Below are 25,226 nucleotides of genomic sequence, written 5' to 3'. Positions count from 1 at the left end.
GCGTGCCGGAGTTTGTTACAGCCGTGTTAGCGGAACCGTGCGCGGGTAAGCATCAGGTTTCGGACCACGCCACGTCTCACATCGTGGGAGCGTCCGCTCGGGCGAGGTACCGCTCGCCCATCGAGGTGAGCTCGTCGTCGTCCACGAGCCTGCCGAACCGCACCAGCGCCTGCGCCTGAACCCGCAGCGCCTCCCACTGCTCGCCCTCGACGAGGATGTCGCACAGCATCAGGCGCAGGTCGGGGGCCACGGGGCGGCCCGTCCGTTCGCAGGCGTCGATGGCCTCACCCAGCAGCGTCGCAGCGGTCTGCGGGTCGCCGCCCTGCCACAACACCATCGACTCGACCTCCGCGAGCGCGACCCGCAGCTCGACGGTGACATGGAGGTCCACCAGGCGCCGGGCCCGCTCGAGGACGTCTGCCGCACGCGGGTCGTCGGCGGCCGCCATCGCCCGCGCCGCCATCACGGCGGCTTCGGCCGCCCACCCCCCGTCGCCCGCCTGTTCGTAGAGGTGGGAGGCCCGCAGGACCATGACCGGCGCCTCGTCGGCCGGCGCGACGTGGGCCAGACCCATGAGGCCGCTCGCCGCGTGGGCGGGCTCCCCCAGCGACTGCAGCTGTTCGACGTAGCCGCGCCCCGAGGCCAGCGCGTCAGGATCTCCGACCAGGACCTCCACCGGTACCAGCGCCACGCGGCAGCGCAGGGTCTCGACGTCGTCTCCGGAGTCCGTGGCAGCCGTGAGAGCCTCCGCCAGCACGTGGCCGGCCGCTGGGTGCCCGGCCCCGAACAGCACTTGTCCGAGCCGCCGGTCGAGCACCGCCTGCAGCTGCAGCTCGGCCTCGCCCCGCGCCGGGAGCAGCTCCCCGCGCGCCCGGGCCCACCCGTGCACGAGGTGGTCCATCCGGATGGAGTCGTGCTCGTCGGCGGCCCGCAGGAGTGCGTCGTGGAAACCCGCGATGTCGTCGGGCAGGGGCGCCTGCGCCTCGGCGAGCACGGCTGCTGGCAGGTGGTCTAGGTCGGGCTCCACGCCGGCGACTCTAGCGGGGTATGCCGCGTGCGCGCCCTGGTCAGAACGCCGAGATCGAGGCGGGTGCCCGTTGCGGGCGGCTGAGGCCGCGGACAACCGCCGTCTGGCCGTGGCGGCGGACCGCGACCCCGGTGAGCAGCCCGAGGACGGGCGTGAGGACACCCCCGGGATAGGTCGGGGTGTCGAGACCGACGCTGGCGGCCAGGTCGTCGCCGTGCACGACGAGCTCCATCATCCGCGTCGTCAGGAAGTCCTCGGTCGTCAGCGACCACCCCTGCCACGGGATGAAGATCGTGTCGGGGTCGCGGGGTGCCTCGAGCAGTGCGGGGAGGTCGTCGGCCCACTCCGCAGCCAGCTCGAGCACCACGTCGGGGCCGACCTGGGCGCCGTCGTTCTCACCCTCCCGGATGGACACGTTGGCCTCGTCCTCCGGCCCTGCCTCGACCCACGCAGCTCGGGCGTAGTGCTCGAGCAGCGCGATCGGCGGCGCGCCGTCGGGCGTGGCTCGCAGACCCCGCACGGTGTTGCCCGCCTGCTTGAGCAGGTGGTGGGTGAGCCCTCCCACGGTCATGCCCGCGCAGGCGCTCTCCCGCTCCCAGGCCCCTCGCACCTCCGGTCGGGCTGCCAGGTCGAGGGACAGGTCGACGGCCGCCAGGAACGCGGCCACGTGCTCAGCTCTGCTCACGCGACGACCCTAACCGGCGGCACCGACGGGGTCACGGCTCGAGCGGTCCGCGTCGCCAGGGGCAGAAGGCTCCCCCTCGGGTGGCGTGGGCGGTGGTCCGCCGCGAAGGCGAGCGAACCGCTCGCGCAGCCACGCGGCATACCGCTCGAGGGGGAGGAAGGCGAGCATCATCACGAGGTGCGGCCAGAAGGCGATGGTGATCGCGCCGTAGGTCATGGCGTGGAAGACGAACCAGCCGCCCACCGCCCGCCGACGCCACTTCTCCGACAGCAGGAAGATGACCGGCGAGGTGAGCTCGGCGCCCATCAGCACCCACTGGAACCAGTGCAGCGTCCACGGCACCTCGAGCAGCCACTGGGCCATCGGAGTCCCACGACGCACGACCGCCCGCACCATCGTGGCCGAGTTGACCCAGTCCCAGCCGCCGAACCGGACCTTGGCCCACGACGAGAGGAAGTAGGTGGCGACGGCCGCCAGCTGGACGGCCCTCAGGGCGAAGCCCGCCGCCTCGCTGCGGCGGCGGTCGGACAGGTGGGCCATCCCCACTGTCGGCAGCAGGGCGAGCGCGACCACGAAGTCTGCCCGGTCGTGGTCGACCTTGCCGTAGGAGAAGGCGATGTACTGGTACCAGACCCAGCCGACGGCGACCGTCCAGCCCAGCAGCCGGGGCGCCCGGCCGGTCATCGCGGCCAGGGCAGCGAGCACGCAACCCCACTTGAGGACCTGGACGAGCAGGACCGACGCGGCAGGCAGGTGCAGCACCCGGCCCATCACGAGCGGTTCGTACCAGACGGGGTCGGCGTAGCCGTGGTACCAGCCGGAGGTGTGCAGGAGCACCACGTCGACGATGACGAACGCGAAGACGAGGACCCGCAGGGCCGCCACCCGCGACACCGGCATCGGGGCGAACAGCCAGCCGGACAGGCCCTGCGCCGCGCGCGGGCCAACTCCGGTCACGGCACGTGGTCCGGTGCTCACACCGCGTCCCGTGCTCACCCCGTGCCCGGTGCTCATGGTGCCTCCCACTGGGCGAGCACCTCGGTGCGCACCTCGCCGGTGGGCCGGCGGTCGACCACCACGATCAGGCGGCGCACGACGCGCAGCGCGGTCCACTCCGCCGACGTCGGCCGGAGCTCGGCGTGGCTGCGGGCCAGGGTGCCCAGGCGGGAGGGGTCGGCCTCGATCTGCGGGATGCGGCCCTCGACCTCGGCGCGGTTCAGGCCGACGTTCTCGGGCGTGAGTGGCGCGCGCACCCACTGCCCCGGCGCGTCGGCGGTCTGGACCTCGATGCCGGTCGACCACACCGAACCGGTCGCGGCCTGGGACGTCGAGAACATCCGCCACGGCCCGAACGGCCACCAGTGGTCGTTCCCCACGAGCGAACCCGCGCAGAACACGACGGTGAAGGCGAGCACGACAGCCACGCGCCACGCCTTCGCCACTCGACCGAGTCGGTCCACCCCCGTTTCCACGCGCACAGGCTAAGCCATGACCGGGCTGCCGGTGCGTGTGCCGAAGCGGTGGACGTGGTCAGGCGATGGCCGCCGTGAACAGCTCGCGCCTGGACTCGAACCACGCTGCGTCGCGCAGCGGGCGCGCGGCATGACCTTCGGACACCATGCGCATGAACGCCGGATCTCCTTGCGCTGCAAGTTCTTCCACCGTGCGTGACTGCTCGACCATCCGGCGCACCACCGCCTCGGGGACCTCGGCGCGCAGGTCGGCATCCGCGGCATACCCGTCCAGGACGGCGGCGAACTTGTGCAGCCGATCAGCCAGGGTGACCCCACCCATCTCCCTGCGGACGGCGGACTCGTCGTGCCACAGCGGCGTCCACGACCACAGGACGTAGGCGAGGTCCTCGACGGGCCGCCCCGGGGACGCGAAGTCGAAGTCGATGACCGCGAAGGACCCGTCGGGGCGCAGCACGGTGTTGTAGGTGCCGACGTCGTGGTGGACGACCACCTCGCCTGCCCGCAGCGGCCGACCCAGCACGACCCGCCAGGGCAGCGCGGGGTCGGGTTCGAAACCCGCCTGCGCTTCGTGGAAGGCCCGCAGCCAGGCCCCGATCGCGCGGCACGCGTCCACCGTCCGGAACTCGGGCCTGAGCGGCTCCGGTCCCAGCGTCCCAGGGACACCGTCGAGGTATGACGCGACCTCGCGTCCCAGCGCATCGGTGCCCAGTGCGCGGGGTGCCGCGTCGAAGCCGACCGACTCGAGGTGGTCGAGCAGGCCCTGGACCGCTGGGGTCCAGTGACCGGCTTGGCGCCGGACGGTGTCGCCCACCCGGACGACGAGTCCGGTGTTCCCGCCACTCAACGGCTCTTCGCGCACGTCCCCGTTCACCGGCGCCTCCGGCGGGCCAGGCGCGCGACGACGTACGCCAGGGCCACGAGCCCGGCGCAGGCGCCAAGGCCCGAGATCAGCTCGCCACGGTTGGCTTCGAGAACGCCCGTGTCGTCGTCACCGGTCGAGGGCGAGTTCCCGGTGGCAGTGGCGAGGCTCGACGCCGATCCGCTGGGCTGGCCGGACGACCCCGACTGGCCGGGTGCCGTGGACGGGATGGACGAGGCCCCCTGCCCGAAGATGGTCACGCGCTGGATCAGCGAGTGCAGGCCCTCACTGCCTGCGAGGAGGTCCTTCCCTCCGGGCGCCACGGCCAGCGTCTCGCCCTGCGGCTGCAGCGGGAGCACCTGGTAGGACTTCGTGTGCCAGGTCTCGGGGTCGAGCACCGCCAGTGAGGTGTAGGTCCGGACCGCCAACCCGGACCCGTCGTCCAGGAAAACCGCGTCCGTCACGATGTCGGGCGCGGTCGCGACCTTGGTCAGCCGGTTCACGCCTTGGCGGCTGGGCGCCGCGGGGAGCGCGTAGATCCCACCCGGCCGCTCCTTGGTCACGACGAGGACCCGGCCCGACCTGGGGTCGACCGCGATCGCCTCCGCGTTGTGCGGTCCGTCGGGATAGGTGAGCTCCCACGACGCCCACGTCCCCGAGGTGTTGCCCAGCTCCGGCTCGTCGAACCAGAACAGCCTCACCATGGGTCGGGCGCTGTCGTTGTCGCCGATGTCCGCCACGAGCATCCGCCCCTGGGGAGTGATCGCGAGGGCTTCGACGTCGCTCACCGGCGCGTCGAAGGTGTGCACCCCGACCGTCATGCCGCTCTCGGTGTCCACGGCGAACGCCCGAGCGCTGTCACCCGAGTCGTTGACCGTCCAGACCGTGTGCGGGTGGGCCCGGCTGAGCGCCAACCCCGACGACTCGGTGATCCGGTCGTCGTCGATCCGCAGGTCCACGGGCTGGTCAGCCGCCGGCGCGGCCAAGGCCGCGCACGGCATACCGACCACCACTGCGGCGAGCAGCGCGGCGGCGAGGGCGAACCGCCTAGGCAAGAAGGGCGTCGACGAAGGCCTCGGGGTCGAACGGCGCGAGGTCGTCCGGGCCCTCCCCCAGCCCGACCAGCTTGACCGGGACGCCGAGCTTGCGCTGCACCGAGACCACGATGCCGCCCTTGGCGGTGCCGTCGAGCTTGGTGAGCACGATGCCGGTCACATTGACGACCTGGGCGAACACCTCGGCCTGGCGCAGGCCGTTCTGGCCGGTGGTGGCGTCGAGGACGAGCAGCACCTCGTCGATCGGGCTCTGCTTCTCGATGACCCGCTTGACCTTGCCCAGCTCGTCCATCAGGCCGACCTTGTTGTGGAGCCGTCCGGCCGTGTCGATGAGCACCACGTCGGCCTCCATCTCGGCCCCGGCCCTGACGGCGTCGAAGGCCACGGCCGCGGGGTCGGCGCCGTCACGATCGGAGCGGACGGTCGGTACCCCGACGCGGGCTCCCCAGGTCTCCAGCTGGTCGGCCGCAGCGGCGCGGAAGGTGTCCGCGGCGCCGAGCACGACGTCCTTGTCCTCGGCGACCAGCACGCGGGCCAGCTTGCCGACCGTGGTGGTCTTGCCCGTGCCGTTGACGCCGACGACGAGCACCACGGCGGGGCGGCCGTCCACCCGCGAGCTGACGACCGTGCGGTCCAGGGTCGGGTCGACCAGCCGCAGCAGGTCCTCGCGGAGCCAGCCGCGCACGGTGGCCTCGTCGGTCGTGCCCTCGATCTTGACCCGTGCGCGCAGCGTCTTGACGAGCTCGGTGCTGGCCTCGACGCCGAGGTCGGAGGCGATGAGGGTGTCCTCGACCTCCTCCCAGGCGGCCTCGTCGAGCTTGCCGCGCGACAGCAGCGCGAGCAATCCGTGTCCGAGGGCGGTGTTGGAGCGGGCCAGCCGGGCGCGGAGCCGCTGGAGCCGTCCGGCCGGGGCGTCAGGGCGGTCGAGCGTCGGCGTGATCTCGGGTGAGGGCAGGGACTCCGCCGACGGCGCCGGCAGGGTGTCGACCGAGCCGGCGTCCTCGATGGAGCGCTTCGGGGCGTCCCGTGGGGGTTCGGCGTCGTCACCGACACCGGGCAGCACGTCGGCGGAGCCCGTGGTGCCGCGGGTCGGCGCCGGCGCCGACTTCCCCCGGCCCCCGCGGCCGCGAAGGAGTCCCAACAACACCGCACCCAGGACCACGAGGAGCCCGACGGCGACGGCAATCCATTCCCACAGCTGATCGATCACGCGCGCCATCCTCTCATCCATGGAGCGCCGCGCGGACCGTGTCCCACCTGCGGCACCGGGGCTGGAACACGCCAGGCCTCCGACCGGCGCCGGCGCCCAGACAGGCCGGTGCCCCGCCGACCGTGGTCGGCGGGGCACCGGATCCTGCGGGACTACCTCTGATCCCGCAGAATCTCGTGATCCTTCAGAACTGCTCCACTACTGGGGAACGGCGATGCTCCAGATACCGCGCCCATGCGTGGCGGCGTAGACGTTGCCGTCCGGACCGGCCTCCACGTCCATCACCACGGTGCTCGGCAGCCCGGAACCCAGCACCTGCCACGAGGTGGCCCCCGGTGCCCGGTAGAAGGCGCCGAGGTCAGTGCCCACCACGAGCGCGCCGGTGGACAGCCGCTTGACCGTGCTCGACGGGACGTCCGGCAGGTTGGCGCTCACGTCGGTCCAGGTGGCACCGCCATCGGTCGTCTCGTAGACGTGCCCCACTCCTGCACCGGGGCCTTCGGTGAACCGGCGCGAGAAGCCGTTGATGGCGGCATACGCGTGGTTGCCGTTGCCGGCGTCGATGGCCAGGCCCTGGACGAACCGCAGCGGGAAGCTGGTGGCCAGCGAGAGCTGGTGCCACGTCCCTCCCGCGTTGGTCGCGATGCCCCGCGCGAACCCGGCGTTGTTGCACGGGCCACACCACGACACGTAGGCCGTGCCGCCCTGCATCGCCACCGCCGTCGCCGAGTGCCCGGCTCCGAGGTCGAACGCCTTGGTCAGGTCGGCTGCGCTGCGCGTGGCCGTCCAGCCCTTGGTGCCGACGTAGACGTAGCGGCCACCGAAGATGAAGTGGTCGGACGCTGCGCCGTCGAGCGCGATCGGGGCGATGAACCGAGGCGACGGGTCACCCGGGTCGAGGGACCACGAGCTGGCGTCGGCCTCGCTGAGCGCCCCGGGGTTGAGCGCGCAGCTGTTGGTGATCTTCACCGCGAGGTTGACGTACTCCTGCAGCTGGTTGCATCCGTTCGCCGGGTCCGCGGCACCGTCACCGCCGTCACCACCGAAGTTGGAGCCCATCTCGGTGTCTCCGTTGGTGCCGTTCGGGGCGACCTTGAACAGGTTGGACACACCGTTGTCCTGTAGGCCACCGGAGACCACGACACCACTGCCGTTCTTCGTGTCACGACCCACGGAGACCGAGTAGTACTGCAGGGCGTCCATCGTGCCGTCGGTCGTCGTCGACACCAGGTCGGTGGCATTGCCGTTCGCGTTGACCGCACCGTTGACCGGACGCCGGTAGACGCCGCCGTCGTTGCCGAAGAAGACGACCGGTGCGCCGCCTGCGGTCCCCACCGTCACCGAGTGCTGGTCGGGGTGACCCGCCAGCGGGCAGGTGTTCTTGGCGTCGGCGATGTTCCAGCACGGGAAGTAGAAGTTCCAGTACGGCGACACGGCCGACCAGTGCGAACCGGCGTCCTTGGTCTCGAAGACCTCTTCCAGACCCGCCCACACGTGGTCGCGGTTGGCGGGGTCGACGGTGAGGAACTGGTTGTACCAGGCCTGCACACCGACGCCGTAGCCCTTGCGATCCAGCGCTGAGCCGCTGTTGTGCAGCTGGGCCTGGTCGCCGATCTTGTTCCACGGGCCGTTGGGCGAACCGCTCTTGGAGACGAAAATGCCTGCGAGAGAAGAGGTTGCGTTGATCTTGCTCGGCTGTTGGACCATCGCGTAGAGCCGGTCACCGGTCTTGCTGAACGCGAACGTCGTGTAGCCCACGTCGCTCGTGTTCGTGATGCTGCCGAGCGTCACCGACAGCTTGTGCCAGCCCGACGGGCCGGTCGTGAAGTCGTTGGTCTCGTAGAACCCGTTGTAGGTGTCACCCGAGCGCCAGCCGATGGCGGCGATCACGTGCTTGGGGTTCTTGGGATCCACCGCGATGTCGTTGACGATGTTCTTGTATGCCGCGTTGGTGGGACCCGAGGCGGTGTCGCCTCCCCAGTCGCTGCCCGCCGGAACGAGCACGTTCCCCGCGTCGTCCTTGATCTCGGGCATCCAGCTCATGTTGGGTGCGAACCCGAAGGTCCAGGCGCCTGCCCTGCTCCCGGCTGCGTGGTACCAGATACCCCGGTTGGTCGCGGCGAAGACGGTCGAGCCGCCGCCCCAGCGGACCCGGCCGATAGTGGTCGACTCGAGCTCCTTGCCACCGACCCGGTCGGTCGGTGCGAAGGCCCCGGACGTCGGGTTGGCCAGGCGGTAGACGCCCGCGCCGACGTAGGACGTGGCACCGGTGTTGGACTCTCCCGTCGCGAACCACAGGGAGCCGTCACCCGCGAGCTGCAGGTCGCCGGAGCTGAGCGAGGGCAGCGAGTCGGCGATGGGGGTCCAGCTGCCACCACCCTGGGACGATCGCCACACCCCGCCATCGGCGCCCGCGGCATACACGTGGTTGGCGGCGTCAGCCGCGAGTCCGGTGATGCGCCCGGTGACGTGGCCCGCTCCGCCGGAGGAGTTGGAGTACCAGTCGCGGTAGCGCGTGTCGTCCGCGTTGTAGGGCACCTTGGTGACCTCGTTCCAGGTGCCGGGGCTGTGCTGCATGGCCTGCATCTGGGCGAAGGCCGAGCCATAGGCTCCGGGCGCCACGATCCCGGAGGGAGCGGTGCGGGCCTGGTCGAACTGCTCGGCGATCGTGACCGCTTCCTTGGACTCGTTCTGCGCCTCGGCGGGGTTGCCGCCGGCGATCATGAGCGCCTTCTCCATCACGGCGGCGTTGTAGTGCCGGTCGCGCCACTGGTACTTCAGCCATGCTTCGTTGAGCTCGTGTCGGCCGAGGAAGCCGGCGGCTCCGCCGACAACCAGTGCCAGTCCTGCACCGCCGGCGATCAGCCTGCGGGCTCGGGGTGTGAACGATGCCATCCGCGCATCTCCTCCTGGAGGGGTAGGACCCGATCGGGTCCGCCCCAGCATCCAGCCACCACCCAGCCACCACCCATGACAGATGTCATGCGTGAGCCCGGTGGTCTACCCGCTGACCTGCGCAAACGTGGCGTGCCCCGTCTGTCGGCCCACCGTCGCGCCTCACGATCGAGGGGTATGCCGCGCGCCCGGCCCCGGTGCGTCGCACGGGCAGCCGGTGACACCGCCCGAGCGAGCGGCGCTCAGGCCTCAGACAGCGCGGTGGCGGCCGATGTCGTCGACGCTCTCGCCGGAGGTGCCGCTGGTCACGGTGTCGCTGACCTTGTCCTTGGCGGACGTGATCGCATCGCCGGTCTTCTCCAGCGTCGACTCGGTCTTCTCCTTGACGACGGCGATGAGCTCCTCGCCCTGCGGCGTCAGGAGCTCGCGGCCCTCTCGGCGCGCCGGAATGGCGACCACGGCGACGACGGCAACCGCCAGTCCGACGCAGATGAGCATTCCGATGATGAGGGCGACCATGCCTCAAGGGTGCCCCGCGCGACGGGAATGCTCAAATCGACCCGCCGCGCCCGGGCGCCTGGCCCTGTGAGGTCGGGCACGTCGGCATACCCGATGACCTGCACGTTCGTGGCGCGCGAGCGATCAGGGCAAGGTCGCTCTAGGCGCTCTGCGCCGCCACGTCGCGGATCCGTTGCGAAACCACAGTGGTCACACCGTCACCACGCATCGACACACCGTAGAGCGCGTCGGCGACCTCCATGGTGCGCTTCTGGTGCGTGATGACGATGAGCTGGCTGGAGTCGCGCAGCTCCTCGAAGAGCGTGATGAGCCGGCCGAGGTTGGCGTCGTCGAGCGCCGCCTCCACCTCGTCCATGATGTAGAAGGGGCTGGGCCGCGCCTTGAAGATCGACACCAGCAGCGCGACCGCGACCAGCGACCGCTCACCGCCGGAGAGCAGCGAGAGCCGCTTGATCTTCTTGCCGGGCGGGCGCGCCTCGACCTCGATGCCGGTCGTCAGCATGTTGGCCGGGTCGGTGAGGGTCAGCTTGCCCTCGCCGCCGGGGAACAGTCGGCTGAAGACACCCTCGAACTGCGCGGCGGTGTCGTGGAAGGCCTCGGTGAACACGCGCTCCACCCGCTCGTCGACCTCGCGGACGATGTCGAGCAGGTCGCGCTTGGACTTCTTGAGGTCCTCGAGCTGTTCGGTGAGGAACTTGTGCCGCTCCTCCAGCGCCGCGAACTCCTCGAGCGCCAGCGGGTTGACGCGGCCCAGCGCGTTCAGCGCGCGCTCGGCCTTGCGCAGCCGCTTCTCCTGGGTCTCGCGGACATACGGCCCGGGATCGGGGATCTCGTCGGGGTTGTCGTCCGGCCCCACGACGAACGGCACGAGCTGGTGCGGACCGAAGTCCTCCATCAGCGCCTCCGGGGAGATGCCGAGCTCCTCGACCGCCTTGGCCTGCATGGCCTCGATCCGCAGCCGCTGCTGGGTGCGGGCCACCTCGTCGCGGTGCACCGTGTCGGTGAGCTCGCGCAGGTCGTCCTGAAGGACGGAGACCTCGCGCCGCACGACGGTGAGCGCCTGGTCGCGCTCGGTGCGCTCCTGCTCGGCGACGGCGCGCTGGCGGGCTGCGGTGTCGAGGGCGCCGGCGATGAGCGTGCTCGCGTAGGACGCGCCGCGTCGGACGGCCTCGGCCACCGTGGCCTCGCGCTTGCGGCGTTCCTGGCGGGCGGCCAGTCGCTGGCGGGCCGCCAGCTCGTTGCGCGCGGCCCCCTCGAGGGAGTCGGCGCGGCCCTTGAGTGCCCGGGCCCGCTCCTCCTTGGTGCGCAGGGTCAACCGCAGCTCGGTCTCGGCCGTGCGTCCACGGCTGGCTTCGAGCTCGAGCCGATCACGCTCGTCGGTGCTGGGGTCCTGCGACTCGGTCGGCTCGGCGCTGGCCTCGTCGAGGCGTTCGGTCAGCTCGGCGAGCTCGCGGCGGTCGCTCTCGAGACCGGCGGTCGCATCGGTGATGGAGCGTTCGGTGCGCTCTGCCTCGGCCCTGGCCGACCGCACCGTGCCGCCGAGGTGGCCGAGCCGCTCGGCCACGGCGGCCATCTTGGCGTCGGAGTCGTGGAGCCGCTCGAGGGCGGCCTCGACGTCGTCGGTGGCGACGCGGTGCCGCTCCTGCGCGGAGGTCAGCGCGAACCGCGCCTGCTCCCCACGCCTCGTGGCATCGGCGACGCGGTCGCGCGTCTCGTCGACGGCCGACTGGATCTCGATGAGGCTGGGTGCGTGGCTGCTGCCGCCGCGGACGAACCCCGGGGCGAACACGTCGCCCTCGGTGGTCACCGCCGTGATGCCCTCACCCCGGGCGACCAGCGCAGCCGCCAGGGCGGGGTCGGAGACGAGGGCGACCCGCTCGAGGAGCTGCTCGACGGCCGGGCGGACGGGGGCCGGGGCCTCGACGACTTCTCTGGCCCAGACAGCCGAACCCTCGAGCACCGGCCAGGTGGACGGGTCGCTGGAGCTTGCGGTGTGGCCGACGAGGAATGCGGCCCGACCGGCGTCGTCGGCACGCAACGTGGTGAGCGCGCGGGCGGCGTGCTCGACCGACTCGACCGCGAGGGCGTCGCCGGCCCAACCGAGGGCCGCGGCGATGGCCGCCTCGTGACCGCCCTTGACCTGGAGGAGCGACGCGACCGATCCGACGATGCCGTGCCGGGAGTCGGCGGCGGCGAGCAGCGTGGCTGCCCCGTCCTTGCGCGAAAGGCTGAGCTCGAGGGCCTCCAGTCGGGCGGTGCCGCTCGTGCGGTCGCGTTCGGCGAGGCGCTCGGCCTCGCGGTGCTGCTCGACCTCGGCCTCCACCTGCTCGAGGACGGCGGCGGCCTTCTCGTAGGCCGAGTCCAGCCCCTCCTCACCCTCCTCGTCGACAGCGACGGAGGCCTCGAGCGTGTTGAACTCCTGCTCCGCGGCAGCGGCTCGTTGCAGGGACTGCTCGATCACGCCACGCAGGCGACCGATCTCCGCCTCACCGGCTTCGAGACGACTCCTGCGGGCACCCACCTGCCCGGCCAGCTTGGCCAGCCCCTCGCGGCGGTCAGCGGCCGCGCGGGCGAGGCGCTGGAGGCGCTGCTGCTCCGCGGCATACGCCTGCTCGGCGGCCTCGCGCGCGGCGACGGCGCCCTCGAGCTCGGTCCTGGCCTCGCGCACCTCGGCGAGGAGGGCTTCCTCCTGCTTGCGTGCCTCGACGGCCTGGGCGCGCAGCTCCTCCGGGTCGCGACCCGAGGTCTGCTCGTCCTGGGTGTCCTGCGACAGCAGGCGGACGCGCTCGGCGGCGAGCGACTCGGTGGACGTGAGCTTGTCGCGCAGCTGCTGGAGGCTGAACCAGCGCTCCTGGGACCTGGCGAGCTCAGGCGCCGCATCCTGGGCCTGCTGCTCGAGCGTGGCCAGGCGGCTTCGCAGGGTTGCCAGGCCCTCCTCCACCTCGGTGCGCTTGGCGATGAGGGCGGTCTCGTCCGCCACCTCCTGTTCCAGCGTCGAGGTGAGCTGGACCAGGTYGTCGGCGAGCAGCCGCAGGCGGGCGTCGCGGGCGTCTGCCTGGATGACGGCAGCCCTGCGGGCGGCTTCGGCCTGACGGCCCAGCGGGCCGAGCTGGCGGCGGATCTCGCCGGTCAGGTCGTTGACCCGGGTGAGGTTGGCCTCCATCGACTCGAGCTTGCGGAGCGCCTTCTCCTTGCGCTTGCGGTGCTTGAGGACCCCTGCGGCCTCCTCGATGAAGCCGCGTCGCTCCTCGGGGGTCGCACGCAGCACGGCGTCGAGCTGGCCCTGGCCGACGATGACGTGCATCTCGCGGCCGATGCCGGAGTCGGACAGCAGCTCCTGCACGTCGAGCAGTCGGCAGGACGTGCCGTTGATGGCGTACTCCGACCCGCCGTTGCGGAACATCGTCCGCGCGATCGTGACCTCGGTGTAGTCGATCGGGAGCGCGCCGTCGGTGTTGTCGATCGTCAGCGCCACCTCGGCCCGGCCCAGCGGCGCGCGGCCGGCGGTGCCGGCGAAGATGACGTCCTCCATCTTGCCGCCGCGCAGGCTCTTGGCGCCCTGCTCCCCCATCACCCAGGCGAGCGCGTCCACGACGTTCGACTTGCCGGAGCCGTTGGGGCCCACGATGCAGGTGATGCCGGGTTCGAGGCGCATCGTGGTCGCCGAGGCGAAGGACTTGAAGCCCTTCAGGGTCAGGCTCTTGACGTACACGAGCGGGTCGGCTCCTGGTTCGTGGCTGGCGCGGTCTGGATCGGGGCCACCTTACCCGCGGGAGGGACGCGCTCCCGGCACCTTCCGCCGTCCTGCGTTGCCTGTGCACCGTGAGACTGGAGTGACGCCAGAGGTATGCCGTCGGCCCACCGTCCGCGCCCGGCGTCGCGACCCGGCCGGCCCCCTTCCCACGACTTCTGGCCACCCATGCCGCACCAGACCCCCGAACCCCCCGCCTCCTGCGACACCAGTGGCCAGAAGTGGGGAGCTGCGGGACTTCAGGCCACCCATGCCGCACCAGACCCCCGAACCCCCCGCCACTTGCGACACCAGTGGCCAGAAGTGGGGAATGTCAGGAGCCGGCGATGGCCTCGTGGTGGTGGATGACCTCGGCGATCACGAAGTTGAGGAACTTCTCGGCGAACGTCGGGTCGAGCCCGGCCTGGTCGGCGAGGTCGCGCAACCGCGCGATCTGGGCCTCTTCGCGCGCGGGGTCAGCGGGCGGCATACCCTCGCGGGCCTTGAGCTCGCCCACCTGCTGGGTGCACTTGAACCGCTCGGCGAGCAGGTGGATCAGTGCGGCGTCGATGTTGTCGATGCTGGCGCGAAGGCGCACGAGATCATCGGGCGTCGAACGGGACGTACGGGACCCAGGTCCTGGTGCGGAACCGGGTGTCTGTGCGGGCGAACTCACCCGGCAATCGTAGGCATGCCCGCCGCCACGACGTCGGGCTGTCTCAGATCCTCACGAAGCTGGTCGTTGTCACGTTGCAGCCGTTCGACGAGGAACTCGAGGTCACGCACGCGGCGGCGCAGTTCGACGGTCTCGAGCATCAGTCGCGGGTCGGACGCCACGCGATAGCCCACCAGGGCCTTGGCCATGTCGACTCCTTCTCCGCAGACGTCGGGGGTCGCGTGCTGCGGGTGCCCGAACCGGGCATCTCTCAGAGTGGCATCCGGAATCCGCAGGGTCAATGCCGCTTCGGTGGGCTCACGTCCGTTCTCGTGGTGTCGCCTGCGGCAGGCCAGCCAGCGGAGCTCACTTCTCGATGAAGCCCGCGAGCCCCTCGCGCGGCGAGCCCCAGGTCGTCACGCAGGTGTGCACCTCGCCCGGCCGCAGGTGCTGCGAGGGGCGCTCCTCGATGAGCGCCACGAGCTCGCGGATCCGTTCCTCGTCGCCCTGGGCCACCACCTCGACCCGACCGTCGCCGGCGTTGCGGGCATGGCCGACCAGGCCGAGCTCCAGCGCCCGGGCGCGGGTCCACCAGCGGAAACCGACGCCCTGCACCCGACCGTGCACCCAGATGACCGCCCGTGCGGGACCGTTGTGATCCATCTGCACCACCTCTTGGTTCAGTTGTACAACGGCACGACCCGTCCTGTCAGCCGTGCCGCAACCGTGCCCCGGCCGAGTCGTCAGCCGTGCAACGGCCGAGTCGTCAGCCGTGCAACGGCCGAGCGTCAGCCGTGCCGCGTCCGGGGTCGGGGCTGGCAACGGGGGCAGGAGAACGACGACCGGTTCATGAAGGCCTCCCGCCGGATCGGCGTGCCGCACCGGTCACACGGCCGCCCCTCCTGGCCGTAGGCGTGCAGCGACCGGTCGAAGTAGCCCGACGCCCCGTTGACGTTCACGTACAACGCGTCGAAGCTCGTCCCGCCCTCCCCGAGCGCCGCCAGCATCACCTCGCGCGCATGGTCCAGGATGCGCCCCAGGGCCGGTTTGGTCAGCGAGGAGCAGAGCCGTTCGCCGTGCACCTGAGCGCGCCACAGCGCCTCGTCGGCGTAGATGTTGCCCACCCCCGAGACGAGGGACTGGTCGAGCAGCGCGCGCTTGACCGCGGAGTCGCGGGCCTTCATCCGGCGGATGACCGCCGCCTGGTCGTAGGCCGCCTCGAGCGGGTCGGCCGCGATGTGCGCGATCGTCTCCGGCACCAGTGTCTCCGTCAGCTCCGCGAGCGCCATCCCGCCGAAGGTCCGCTGGTCGACGAACCGCAGCTCGGGGTCACCGTCGGTGAAGGTGAAACGCGCGTGCAGGTGCTTCTCCTCGGGCGCCGCACCGGGCTCCACGAGCAGCTGGCCGCTCATCCCCAGGTGCGCGATCAGCCCCTGCTGGTGGCCGTCGGAGGCGCGGAGCACCAGCCAGAGGTACTTGCCCCGGCGGCGGACCTCCTCGACGTGGTTTCCTTCGAGCCGCGCGGCGAGGTCGACAGGTCCTGGGAGGTGGCGTCGCGCCACCCGCAGGCCGCGGAACTCCGCGCGCTCGATGGTGCGCCCCGCGACGTGGTCGGCCAGGCCGCGGCGGACCACCTCGACCTCGGGCAGCTCAGGCATCGGGCAGCTCAGGCATCGGGCAGCTCAGGCATCGGGGTATGCCGCGTGCTCGCCTAGGAGGGCGAGCCCGCCACGGCGTCCTCGTCGGCCAGGAGCACGGCGTCCTCGGACCGGACGATGCCCGACGAAGCGGCGGCGACGCTTGCGGCGGCACGCGAGCTCAGCGCACGCCAGGCCAGCTCGGCAGCGCGCTGCTCGGCTTCCTTCTTCGACCGACCGGTGCCGTTGCCCAGCACCTCGTCGCCCACGACCGCCTGGGCGTGGAAGGTCTTCTCGTGGTCGGGGCCCTCTTCCTCGACGCGGTACTCCGGGACACCCTGGGCGGTGGACGCCGACAGCTCCTGGAGGCTGGTCTTCCAGTCCAGGCCGGCGCCGAGGGTGGCACTCGCCGCCATGAGGGGGTCGAGCAGGTGGTGCACGAGGTTCGCCGCGGCGACCATGCCGCAGGACAGGTAGACCGTCCCGATGACGGCCTCCATCGTGTCGGCGAGGATCGAGGCCTTGTCGCGGCCACCGGTGCTCTCCTCGCCGCGACCGAGCATCACGTGGTCACCCAGGCCGAGGGTGCGGGCCACGTCGGCCAGCGCCCGCATGTTGACGACGGCGGCGCGCAGCTTGGCGAGCTGCCCCTCGGGCAGGTCGGGGTGCGTGGCATACAACGTGTCGGTGACCACGAGCCCGAGGACCGAGTCGCCGAGGAACTCGAGGCGCTCGTTGTTGGGCAGGCCACCGTTCTCGTACGCGTACGAGCGGTGCGTGAGGGCACGCTGAAGCAGCGACTCGTCGACCGGGCTGCCCACCACCTCGGTGAGGTGCTGGACGAAGCCGTCGACGGGCCGCTGCATCGCGCTGTCCCCCTGGAGGGACGGAGTGGGACTCACGCGCGGTTCAGACCGACTCAGCCCTGGTGCTCGGTGCGCTCGGCCGGCGTGTAGTGGCGACCCTTGTAGGTGCCACAGGACGGGCAGGCGATGTGGGGCTGCATGGCAGCCTTGCACTGCGGGCACGTGGTGAGCGTGGTCGCCGTCGCCTTCCAGTTCGCACGACGCGAACGGGTGTTGGAGCGCGACGTCTTCCGCTTCGGGACAGCCACGTCAGTTCCTCTTCTCTTCGGTGTTGCTGTGGGTGGTGCCCTGGGCGCTGCCCAGGAGGTCGGTGTTCTCGGGGGACAGCGCGCTCAGCGCGGCCCACCGGGGGTCGAGCACATCGTGGTGGTGCTCCGGGTCGTCCGCCAGGCGCGCTCCACACTCGGAGCACAGTCCCGGACAGTCGTCCCGGCACACGGGCTTGAACGGCAGTGCAGGCACCACCGTGTCCAGGAGCACGGGTTCGAGGTCGAACAGGTCTCCCACGAGGGTGTGCTCCTCGGTCTCGTCGTCGTCCGCTCCCACCTCACGGTGGTGGGCTGCGCGATCGGCGTAGGCGAACAGCTCCTGGAAGTTCCCGTCGACCTCGCGGCTGACAGGGTCCAGGCACCGCACGCAGGCGCCGGTCGCCGTGGCGCGGACCGAGCCGGTGACCAGCACGCCCTCGACGACGGACTCGAGCCGGAGTTCCAGCTCGATCGTTGACCCCTGGGGGACCGCGATGACGTCCGTGCCGAAGTCGGCAGGTGCCTCGATCGTGCGCTGCAGGCGTTCCATCGAACCGGGTCGCCGACCGAGGTCCGTGGTGTCGAAGACCAGCGGCGATCGGGGATTCAGGTGTTCCATGGCTCCAGCAGACGTCGAGTGACTCGGGCTTCGCCTCGGGCGAGGACAAGACCGACGCACGAGATTACCGGAGCACGGCCCAGTCCCCCAAATGCACGGGTTTGCCGCCGCTCACCTGACCGCCCTGTTGGAAGCGAAACTGCCGGAATCCCGGAAGTTTCGCTTCCAACAGGGCGGTCGGGGTTGGCAGGACTCGGGCAGGGTTTCAGCGTGGCACATCGGACGGGACGGCACGGTCCAGCGCGGCCCCCAGGACGGGTGCCAGCGTGCGGACGTAGGTGGCGGTGAGGTGGTCGCCGGCCCGGTGGATGGCGACGTTGCCGATGGCGACGGGACAGCGTTCCACCGGGCAGATCCACTCCGTGAGGTCGACCAGCGGGGTGCCGGAAGCGGTGCTGGCCTCGCGCTGGGCGGGCAGCCCGCTGCCTGCGACGGCTGCGTCCCGGCCGAAGGCGCAGCGGCTCAGCTCGTGCGGGTGGCGGGCCGTGCAGACGTCGAGGTCGTCGGGCGACAGCGGGCTGTCCCCCAGCGCGATGACGGGGATGCCTGCGGCGCGCAGCCCGGTCCAGCGGTCCGCCAGTCCCGTCACGAGCGCAGCAGTCGTGGCGTGGCCGCCGTCCCAGGCCGTCGAGTCGTACCCGGACGTGAGCAGCAGGTCAGGAGGGTCGGCCCGGAGCCGATCCAGGACGCGGCGGTTCCACTCGTCGCACGCCGGGTAGGGCTTGCCCTCGTTCTGGGCACTGCCGGCCGCGAAGGCGCAGGCCGACTTGCCGTAGGTCACGATCCGCCAGCCGCGGGTCGGAGCCAGCCGCTCGAGGGCCGGCAACCACTGCATCGCCTTGGAGTCTCCGACCAGGGCCACCGTGGTCGTTCCCCCTGACACCCCGAACTCGCAGATCACGGGCTCCTCGACCAACCGATCCACCTGGCACCGGTCGACGTCGGCCTTGGGACGGTCCCTGCCGGCGAGCTGCGGATCAGGAGTCAGCCACTCCCAGTCGTCGACGGCGTAGGTCGCCGGGTTCGTGCTCGGCGGCGAGGCGAGCGTGGCCGCACCGAGCGTCTCGATGGCCGGGCGGGGACCGGTGACCGGCGTGGTCCGGAACGGCGACGAGGCCTGCGTGAGCGGGAGGGCGGCCACGGCACCCACGGCGGACAGCGCGAGTCCCATCGCGAGGACGGGGCGGGTGCGGGCGGCCAGGGCCCGACTGTGGTGGATCGGACTCTCGAGGAACCGGTGGCTCAGCCACGCCGGCACGACCGAGAGGGCGACGACCAGCGCCTGCTGCGTCGCGCCGAGTCCGTCGAACGCCCACTCGCTGAGGACCAGGCTCGGCCAGTGCCAGAGGTAGAGCGAGTAGGACAGCCCACCGATCCAGACCATCGGCGCGGCGCCCAGGACGCCGACCGGACCCGAAGGTGTCCCGGTCCACCCGGCATACAGGACGGCGGCCGCGCCGAGCGTGGGCACCAGGGTCCACGCGCCGGGCGTGACCGCATCGGCCGGCAGCCAGCAGGCCGAGCCCAGGACCGCTGCCAGCCCGACCCAGCCAACCCCGGCCGCGACCAGCCCTGCGCGGCCCGACGATCCGGCTGCCGAGCCCTCGTCGGTATGCCGCGTCGGCACCTCCCTGCCGGCACACCAGACCGCGAGCGCCGCACCGACGCCAAGCTCCCACGCCCGGGTGGTGGTGACGAAGTAGGCCCGCGCCGGGTCGACGGCACCCAGCCACACGGCATACCCGAAGGAGGGCACGGCGATGGCGGCCAGCAGGGCGCCCACGGCGCCCAGCGTGGGACGGCGACCCAGCCGGCGCAGGACGAGGGCGAGCGCGATCAGGGCCAGCGGCCAGATGACGTAGAACTGCTCCTCGACCGCGAGCGACCAGAAGTGCTGCACCGGCGAGGGGATGCTGTCGGAGGCGAGGTAGTCGACGGCCCGGTGCGAGAAGACCCAGTTGACGACGTACAGAGCCGCACCGGCGACGTCGGTGCCGATCTCGCGGCGGCGCAGCCCGGGCACCACGGCCACGGCGACGAGAGCGGTGACGACGAGGACGAGGATGGCCGCGGGCAACAGGCGGCGGATCCGGCGACCCACGAAGCGGGCCCAGTCGACCGTGCCGGTGGAGACCAGCTCGCGGACCAGGAGGCTCGTGATGAGGAAGCCCGAGATGACGAAGAAGACGTCGACACCGAGGAAGCCGTTCGGCAGCGGGACGCCGGCGTGGTACGCCATCACGAGCAGGACGGCGACGGCTCGCAGCCCCTCGATGTCGGGCCGAAAGCGTTCCGGCCGTGGGGATTTCGAGGTCAGGTCACTGCTCCCGCAGGCGCGTCAGGAGGGCGTCCCGGACGCGGTCGCTGACCAGCCCGGAGACGTCGCCGCCATAGCGCGCGACCTCCTTGACCAGCGAGCTCGAGATGTGTTCGAGGCTCGGGTCGCCCGGGAGGAAGACGGTCTCGATGCCGGTGAGGTGCCGGTTCATCAGGGCCATCGGCAGCTCGTAGGCGAAGTCGGTACCGCCCCGCAGACCCTTGACGATCGCCGTCGCGTCCAGCTCACGGCAGACGTCGACGAGCAGCCTGTCGGCGAACAGCTCGACCCGGACGTTGCCCAGGTCTGCACACCCGTCGAGGATGAGGTCGCGGCGCTCCTCGGGGCCGAACGTCCCGCGCTTGGCCGGGTTGTGCAGCACCGCGACGACGACCTCGTCGTAGAGCGCCGCGGCGCGCCGGATGACGTCGGCGTGGCCGAGCGTGACGGGGTCGTAGGAGCCGGGGCACACACACCGTCTCGTCGTTGGGCTGGTCACACCGGCACGCTAGCAGCGCGCCGGGCTACTCCTTGTCGTCCTCGCCTTCGTCGTCGGCAGGCAGGAGCCCCTCCTTGTGGGCCCGCGCGACGATCTCGCGGACGTTGGTGAGGGTCCCCACCCCCGCCTCGAGGAGGCGGTTGCGCTCGGTCGCCCACTTCACGCCGAGGTCCTGGCGGACCTCCTCGGACACCTCGGTGCGGGCCGGGTTGAGGATGGTCTGCTCCTCCTCGCCGATGTGGTGGTTCAGCGCGGTGGCCAGGTCCTCGACGGCGTCGTCGAACTTCTGCGTGTCGGTGCCCTTGCACTCCAAGAGGGCCAGGAGGGCCTCGTTGCCCTCGGCGTGCTCCTCCTCGCCGTGCTCTGCCTCGTGGGGCGTGATGGCGTCCTTGCGCTTGAGGCTCGCGTAGACCTTCGCCTCCTCCGCCTCGCCGTGGGCGATGAGGACCGCGGCCAGGGTGGCGCGGGCCCCCTCACGGTCCGCGGTGGCATCCCGCAGGTCGCGCAGAAGCCCTTCGAAGAATCGGTGGTCGTCGAGGATCAGCTCGACGACGTCGCCGTTGGTCGGCCGGGGAATCTCGTAGTCCGTCATGTCCATACCCTCTCCCACCTGCGGCGATGTCACACCTTGGGGGCGGGGCGAGACGGCGTCCCACCCAGCGGACGCCCGGTTTGAAGTCGGTGCACGGGTTGCGACACGGTGGAGGGGTGTGGAGGGGTCCTGACCTCCAACGCCTGACATCGCCTGACTCAATCGGAAGAGAAGGAGAGCCACATGCTCACCCTGACCGAGAACGCCAGCACGATCGTGAAGACCCTCGTGGACCAGAACCTCAGCACCGAGGACGCAGGTCTGCGCTTCAGCCAGGAAGGCGTCGACTCCGGCGGCCTGACGGTGACCACCGCCGAGCAGGCCCTGCCCGGTGACGCCGTCGTCGAGCAGGACGGCGCCAAGGTCTACCTCGACGAGACGGCCGCCGTCGCCCTGGGCGACCAGGTCCTCGACGCCGCCGTGGACGAGACCGGGGGCGTGCAGTTCAGCCTGCTGCCCTCGTCACCCGCGGTCTGACGGACCGCAGCAAGACGGAGCCCGACCGCACCGCGGTCGGGCTCCGTCGCGTCCGAGCCTGCTGGCGCGCGTGACCTTCGTGCGCGCCTCAGGCCACGACGTCGGGCAGCCGAGGGCCGGCGAACCAGATCTTGGTCTCGCCGTAGCGTCGCTCCCCCTCACGCTCGAGCTCCTCGGGCCAGGCCGGCTCCGGTGATCGCGCGGACCGTTCGACCACCACCAGGGCCTCGGGATCGAGCCACTCGTGCTCCACCAGGGCGACGAGGTCAGCCGCCAGCTCCTCCTCGCCCAGCTCGTAGGGCGGGTCGAGGAAGACCAGCGTCTGGGGCTGCGCCGGGGACTCGGACAGCGCTCGCTGCACGGTGGCGTGCCGCACCGTGATCCCCGGTATGCCGAGTGCTCCCGCGTTCTGCCGGGTCACCTTCGCGGCTGCCTTGTCCGACTCCACCAGCAGCACGGTCGCCGCGCCGCGGCTGGCCGCTTCGAGGCCGAGGGCGCCGGACCCGGCATACAGGTCCACCACCCGCGCACCGACGAGCACCTCGAGGTGCTCGAGTCGGGAGAACAGGGCTTCCCGGACGCGGTCGCTCGTCGGTCGGGTGCCCGAGCCCGCCGGGGTGGCCAGCCGCATGCCGCCGACCCGTCCACTGATGATCCGCGTCACGGCGGCAAGGTAGCAGCGACACCCGACCGAGGGCACGCGGCTCAGGCAGGCGACTCAGGGCAGGCGCCTGCGGCCACGCGGCTCAGCAGGCGGCTCAGGGCGCGTGCACAGTCGGGTCGTCGCGCAGCACGTCGAGCAGCAGGGCCAGGACCGCGTCCGGCCGCTCCATCGACGGCAGGTGGCCGGCCCAGTCGAGCTCGACCCGGTCGGCACCGGGGATCTGGGTGCCGAGGTGGGCTGCAATGGCGCGGAAGTGAGCCAGGTCGAGTCCACCGGACACGACCAGCGCGTCGACCGCGAGCGCCGTCGGGTCGACCTCGATCCGGCGCGTCGACGGCGGTGGGTCCTGCTCGTCGGCCGCCAGCTGGACCTCGTAGGCACGCCGTTGCATCGCCGCGACGAGCTCGCGCACCTCCGGTCCGGCCTCAGGCCCGACCCAGGTGTCCACGGTGAGTGCGGCGGCTCCGTCCAGGTCTCCTGCCTCGAGCAACCTCTCTTCCTCGTCGCCGTAGGCCTCCAGGGCTGGCGCATCCTCCTCGGACGGCTCCAGCCCGCGGTAGCCGGGGCAGAGCAGGACCAGCGACGAGACTCGTGCGGGATGGGCCGTCGCCAGCTCCATCGCCACCCGCCCGCCGTACGAGGACCCGACCACCGCGGCGCTGCCCACGCCCAGCGAGTCGAGCAACGCGTCGAGATCGTCTGCGTCGGCGTACTCCTCACCCGGTTGCGCGGAGTCGCCGAAGCCCCGCAGGTCGGGGCGGATCACGCGGAACGTGTGGCTCAGTGCCGGGACGAGGGGTGCCCACATCCGTCGGTCGGCGACTCCGGCGTGGAGCAGCAGGACCGCGGGGCCGGAACCTTCGTCGTCATGGGAGAGCAGCACGCTTCGAGACTAGGGCGAATTCGCGCGTCTGCGCCCCTGCAATTTCGGTCAGCCCCGCTCGAGGAACGCCGCCTGCTCCGCGTCGAGGCGTTCGGCAACCGCCACCCCGAGCTCGGGGTGGGCCATGAGGTCGGGGTCGGCGGCCACGAGCTCGGCAGCGTCCTCACGGGCCTGCAGGATGAGCTCCTCGTCACGCACCAGGGACAGGAAGCGGAAGCTGCCCCGCCCCATACCCCTCGTGGACCGGCCACCACCGCTCTGGCGTCCGCTCAGCACGTCTCCGGTGCCACGCAGCTCGAGGTCGAGCTGGGCCAGCGCGAAGCCGTCCGTGGTGCCGGCGACGGCCTCCAGCCGCTCGCGGGCTCCTCCGTCGGCCTCGGCACCGGTCATGAGCAGGCACAGGCCGGGGTGTCCGCCACGACCCACTCGGCCGCGGAGCTGGTGCAGCTGGGAGACCCCGAACCGGTCCGCGTCCATCACCACCATGACCGTCGCGTTGGCCACGTCGACGCCGACCTCGATGACCGTGGTCGAGACGAGGACTCCGGTCTCGCCGCGGGTGAAGCGCGCCATGGCGGCGTCCTTGTCCTCCGGGGTCATCCGGCCGTGGAGGACGTCGACGGTGATGCCGTGCAGTGCAGGATCGGATCGGAGCTGCTCGACGACGGCGAGGACGCTGGCCCAGACCCGTGGCGCCGACGACTCCTCCGACTCCCCTTCTGGCTCCGTCGACTCCCCTTCCTCGAGCTCGAAGTCGTCGGTCGCCGGCTGGGTATCGGGAACCTCCTCGTCCGAGATCCCGCCGCTGGCCTCCTCGGTGTCCACGATCCTCGGGCACACGACATACGCCTGGCGACCGGTCCGGACCTCCTCGGCGATGCGCTCCCACGTGCGCTCGACCCAGCGGGGGTTGTCGGTGGGGACGACGTGCGTCGTGATGGGTGCGCGACCTCGCGGCAGCTCGGTCAGCGTCGAGGTCTCCATGTCGCCGAACACCGTCATCGTCACGGTGCGCGGGATGGGCGTAGCCGTCATCACGAGCACGTGCGGCGGTTGCTTTGCCTTGTCGCGCATGGCATCTCGCTGCTCGACCCCGAAGCGGTGCTGCTCGTCGACGACAACGAGTGCAAGGTCGAAGAACTGGACGTTCTCCTGGATGAGGKCATGGGTTCCGATGACGATGCCGGCCTCGCCACTCGCCACGTCGAGCAGCGACTTCTTGCGAGCAGCCGCCGACTGACTGCCGGTGAGAAGTGCGACCTGCGTGCCGATCTCGCTGCCTCCGAGCATGCCGCGCTCAGCGAGCTCCCCGAGCATGGTTGTGATCGAGCGATGGTGTTGTGCCGCAAGGACTTCCGTGGGGGCCAGCAGTGCGGCCTGACCACCCGCGTCGACGGCCGCCAGCATGGCCCGCAGCGCGATGACCGTCTTGCCCGAGCCGACCTCGCCCTGCAGCAGCCTGTTCATGGGGGTGTCGCCGGACATCTCGCGGGCCAGTGTCGCGCCGATCTCCCGCTGGCCCGCCGTCAGCTCGAACGGCAGCCGGGCGTCGAACGCGTCGAGCAGCCCACCCGCACCGGGAGTTCGGGAGACCGCGGTGTGCTGGAGGGCAGCCTGCGCTCGACGCCGGGCCAGCAGCGTCTGCAGGACCAGTGCCTCCTCGTAACGCATCCGCTGCCGGGCGCGATGGACCTCCGGCAGCTCGCTCGGGACGTGGATACCCCGCAGCGCCGCCAGCCGACCGGGCAGGCCGCGCCGCTGTCGCAAGGCGGCGGGTACCGGGTCCGGCAGCTCGTCGAGCTGGTCGAGGGTCAGGCGCACACACTCGGCAACGGCCCAGTTCTGCATGCCCTTGACCTGGAGGTAGACGGGGATCGGCCCACGGTCGGTGGCCGCCTCGCCCAGTCCGCCGTGCATGAGCTGGTATGCCGGGTGCGCCAGCTGCCAGCGCCCGCGGTACATCCCGACGGTGCCGGCGAACAAGGCCGTCGTGCCGGGCACGAGCGAGTCCTTGTGGCCCCACGCCTTGAAGAACACCAGGTCGACCTCGTGCGAGCCGTCGGTGATCGTGACGGTGAGCATCTCGCCGCGGCGGTTCTTCATCGACCGGGTGGCGGCCGTCTTGACGGTGGCCACCGCCACGACGTACATCCCGACGTGAAGCGTGCTGAGGTCCGCGGTGTGCTCGAGGTAGCGCCGGGGCCAGAACTCCAGCAGGTCCCCCACGACCTTGATCCCTCGGTGGTTCGCCAGCTTGGGCGCCGCCGTGGAGACGATCTGCGAGAGCTTGGTGGACTGCGTGACCACTCCGACC

The 25,226-nt window shown here is 71.4% G+C and carries 24 protein-coding genes; 1 reads left to right on the top strand and 23 read right to left on the bottom strand.

Features of this window, described 5'->3' with window-relative positions:
- Nucleotides 1–76 precede the first annotated feature (76 nt).
- The 20 genes from AC1DVZ_RS04290 to AC1DVZ_RS04195 form a co-directional block, all read right to left on the bottom strand.
- The gene (locus AC1DVZ_RS04290; protein ID WP_477616939.1) at nt 77–1,027 is read right to left on the bottom strand and encodes a hypothetical protein; all 951 of its coding nucleotides are present in this window, start codon (nt 1,025–1,027) and stop codon (nt 77–79) included.
- A 40-nt stretch (nt 1,028–1,067) separates the two neighbouring features.
- On the bottom strand, nt 1,068–1,712 hold the full coding sequence (locus tag AC1DVZ_RS04285) for a maleylpyruvate isomerase N-terminal domain-containing protein (protein ID WP_477616938.1): 645 nt from the start codon (nt 1,710–1,712) through the stop codon (nt 1,068–1,070).
- Nucleotides 1,713–1,721: 9 nt separating this feature from the next.
- On the bottom strand, nt 1,722–2,726 hold the full coding sequence (locus tag AC1DVZ_RS04280) for a hypothetical protein (RefSeq protein ID WP_477616937.1): 1,005 nt from the start codon (nt 2,724–2,726) through the stop codon (nt 1,722–1,724).
- Entirely contained in the window at nt 2,723–3,184 is a 462-nt protein-coding gene (locus AC1DVZ_RS04275) for a hypothetical protein (protein ID WP_477616936.1), read from the bottom strand. The genes AC1DVZ_RS04280 and AC1DVZ_RS04275 overlap by 4 nt, the downstream gene beginning before the upstream one ends.
- Nucleotides 3,185–3,242: 58 nt before the next feature.
- Nucleotides 3,243–4,058: a phosphotransferase gene (locus tag AC1DVZ_RS04270; protein ID WP_477616935.1), complete on the bottom strand. Its 816-nt coding sequence runs from the start codon at nt 4,056–4,058 to the stop codon at nt 3,243–3,245.
- Nucleotides 4,055–5,101, bottom strand: coding sequence for a hypothetical protein (locus AC1DVZ_RS04265; protein ID WP_477616934.1), 1,047 nt, complete (start codon nt 5,099–5,101; stop codon nt 4,055–4,057). Before AC1DVZ_RS04265 ends, AC1DVZ_RS04270 begins: the two co-directional genes overlap by 4 nt.
- On the bottom strand, nt 5,094–6,320 hold the full coding sequence (ftsY, locus tag AC1DVZ_RS04260; RefSeq protein WP_477616933.1) for a signal recognition particle-docking protein FtsY: 1,227 nt from the start codon (nt 6,318–6,320) through the stop codon (nt 5,094–5,096). The genes AC1DVZ_RS04265 and ftsY overlap by 8 nt, the downstream gene beginning before the upstream one ends.
- Nucleotides 6,321–6,509: 189 nt before the next feature.
- Nucleotides 6,510–9,206, bottom strand: coding sequence for a WD40/YVTN/BNR-like repeat-containing protein (locus tag AC1DVZ_RS04255; protein ID WP_477616932.1), 2,697 nt, complete (start codon nt 9,204–9,206; stop codon nt 6,510–6,512).
- Between the two features lie 249 nt (nt 9,207–9,455).
- Complete coding sequence (locus AC1DVZ_RS04250) at nt 9,456–9,725, bottom strand: hypothetical protein (RefSeq protein WP_477616931.1); 270 nt, start codon at nt 9,723–9,725, stop codon at nt 9,456–9,458.
- A gap of 139 nt (nt 9,726–9,864) precedes the next feature.
- Nucleotides 9,865–13,437 (bottom strand): chromosome segregation protein SMC, encoded by a 3,573-nt coding sequence (gene smc, locus AC1DVZ_RS04245; protein WP_477616930.1) that lies wholly within the window; start codon nt 13,435–13,437, stop codon nt 9,865–9,867.
- 352 nt (nt 13,438–13,789) lie between these two features.
- On the bottom strand, nt 13,790–14,131 hold the full coding sequence (locus AC1DVZ_RS04240) for a chorismate mutase (protein ID WP_477616929.1): 342 nt from the start codon (nt 14,129–14,131) through the stop codon (nt 13,790–13,792).
- The gene (locus AC1DVZ_RS04235) at nt 14,128–14,319 is read right to left on the bottom strand and encodes a hypothetical protein (RefSeq protein WP_179420502.1); all 192 of its coding nucleotides are present in this window, start codon (nt 14,317–14,319) and stop codon (nt 14,128–14,130) included. The genes AC1DVZ_RS04240 and AC1DVZ_RS04235 overlap by 4 nt, the downstream gene beginning before the upstream one ends.
- A gap of 157 nt (nt 14,320–14,476) precedes the next feature.
- On the bottom strand, nt 14,477–14,773 hold the full coding sequence (locus AC1DVZ_RS04230; RefSeq protein WP_477616928.1) for an acylphosphatase: 297 nt from the start codon (nt 14,771–14,773) through the stop codon (nt 14,477–14,479).
- A 125-nt stretch (nt 14,774–14,898) separates the two neighbouring features.
- Nucleotides 14,899–15,768, bottom strand: a complete 870-nt coding sequence (mutM, locus tag AC1DVZ_RS04225) for a bifunctional DNA-formamidopyrimidine glycosylase/DNA-(apurinic or apyrimidinic site) lyase (RefSeq protein ID WP_477616927.1) — start codon at nt 15,766–15,768, stop codon at nt 14,899–14,901.
- A gap of 53 nt (nt 15,769–15,821) precedes the next feature.
- A complete protein-coding gene (rnc, locus tag AC1DVZ_RS04220) occupies nt 15,822–16,613 on the bottom strand; it encodes a ribonuclease III (RefSeq protein WP_477616950.1) in 792 nt (263 codons plus the stop codon).
- Between the two features lie 53 nt (nt 16,614–16,666).
- Complete coding sequence (gene rpmF / locus AC1DVZ_RS04215; RefSeq protein WP_056922518.1) at nt 16,667–16,861, bottom strand: 50S ribosomal protein L32; 195 nt, start codon at nt 16,859–16,861, stop codon at nt 16,667–16,669.
- Between the two features lies 1 nt (nt 16,862).
- The gene (locus AC1DVZ_RS04210; protein ID WP_477616926.1) at nt 16,863–17,480 is read right to left on the bottom strand and encodes a YceD family protein; all 618 of its coding nucleotides are present in this window, start codon (nt 17,478–17,480) and stop codon (nt 16,863–16,865) included.
- A 205-nt stretch (nt 17,481–17,685) separates the two neighbouring features.
- Entirely contained in the window at nt 17,686–19,746 is a 2,061-nt protein-coding gene (locus tag AC1DVZ_RS04205) for an acyltransferase family protein (protein WP_477616949.1), read from the bottom strand.
- Between the two features lie 52 nt (nt 19,747–19,798).
- Nucleotides 19,799–20,296, bottom strand: coding sequence for a pantetheine-phosphate adenylyltransferase (gene coaD, locus AC1DVZ_RS04200; protein ID WP_477616925.1), 498 nt, complete (start codon nt 20,294–20,296; stop codon nt 19,799–19,801).
- A 25-nt stretch (nt 20,297–20,321) separates the two neighbouring features.
- On the bottom strand, nt 20,322–20,888 hold the full coding sequence (locus tag AC1DVZ_RS04195) for a hemerythrin domain-containing protein (protein ID WP_477616924.1): 567 nt from the start codon (nt 20,886–20,888) through the stop codon (nt 20,322–20,324).
- A 183-nt stretch (nt 20,889–21,071) separates the two neighbouring features.
- Between AC1DVZ_RS04195 and AC1DVZ_RS04190 the strand changes: the two genes are divergently transcribed.
- Nucleotides 21,072–21,365, top strand: a complete 294-nt coding sequence (locus tag AC1DVZ_RS04190; protein ID WP_477615498.1) for a hypothetical protein — start codon at nt 21,072–21,074, stop codon at nt 21,363–21,365.
- An 88-nt stretch (nt 21,366–21,453) separates the two neighbouring features.
- On the opposite strand, the gene rsmD is transcribed toward AC1DVZ_RS04190, so the two are convergent.
- The 3 genes from rsmD to AC1DVZ_RS04175 all read right to left on the bottom strand — a co-directional run bounded on the left by rsmD (nt 21,454) and on the right by AC1DVZ_RS04175 (nt 25,219).
- A complete protein-coding gene (rsmD, locus tag AC1DVZ_RS04185) occupies nt 21,454–22,029 on the bottom strand; it encodes a 16S rRNA (guanine(966)-N(2))-methyltransferase RsmD (RefSeq protein WP_477616923.1) in 576 nt (191 codons plus the stop codon).
- Between the two features lie 94 nt (nt 22,030–22,123).
- Complete coding sequence (locus AC1DVZ_RS04180) at nt 22,124–22,912, bottom strand: alpha/beta fold hydrolase (RefSeq protein ID WP_477616922.1); 789 nt, start codon at nt 22,910–22,912, stop codon at nt 22,124–22,126.
- A 48-nt stretch (nt 22,913–22,960) separates the two neighbouring features.
- The gene (locus AC1DVZ_RS04175) at nt 22,961–25,219 is read right to left on the bottom strand and encodes an ATP-dependent DNA helicase RecG (RefSeq protein WP_477616921.1); all 2,259 of its coding nucleotides are present in this window, start codon (nt 25,217–25,219) and stop codon (nt 22,961–22,963) included.
- Nucleotides 25,220–25,226: the final 7 nt, after the last annotated feature.

Source organism: Pedococcus sp. P2_E5 (genome assembly GCF_056403895.1).
The sequence above is the reverse complement of the archived record's forward strand: the minus strand, read 5'-3'. Positions and strand labels throughout refer to the sequence as shown.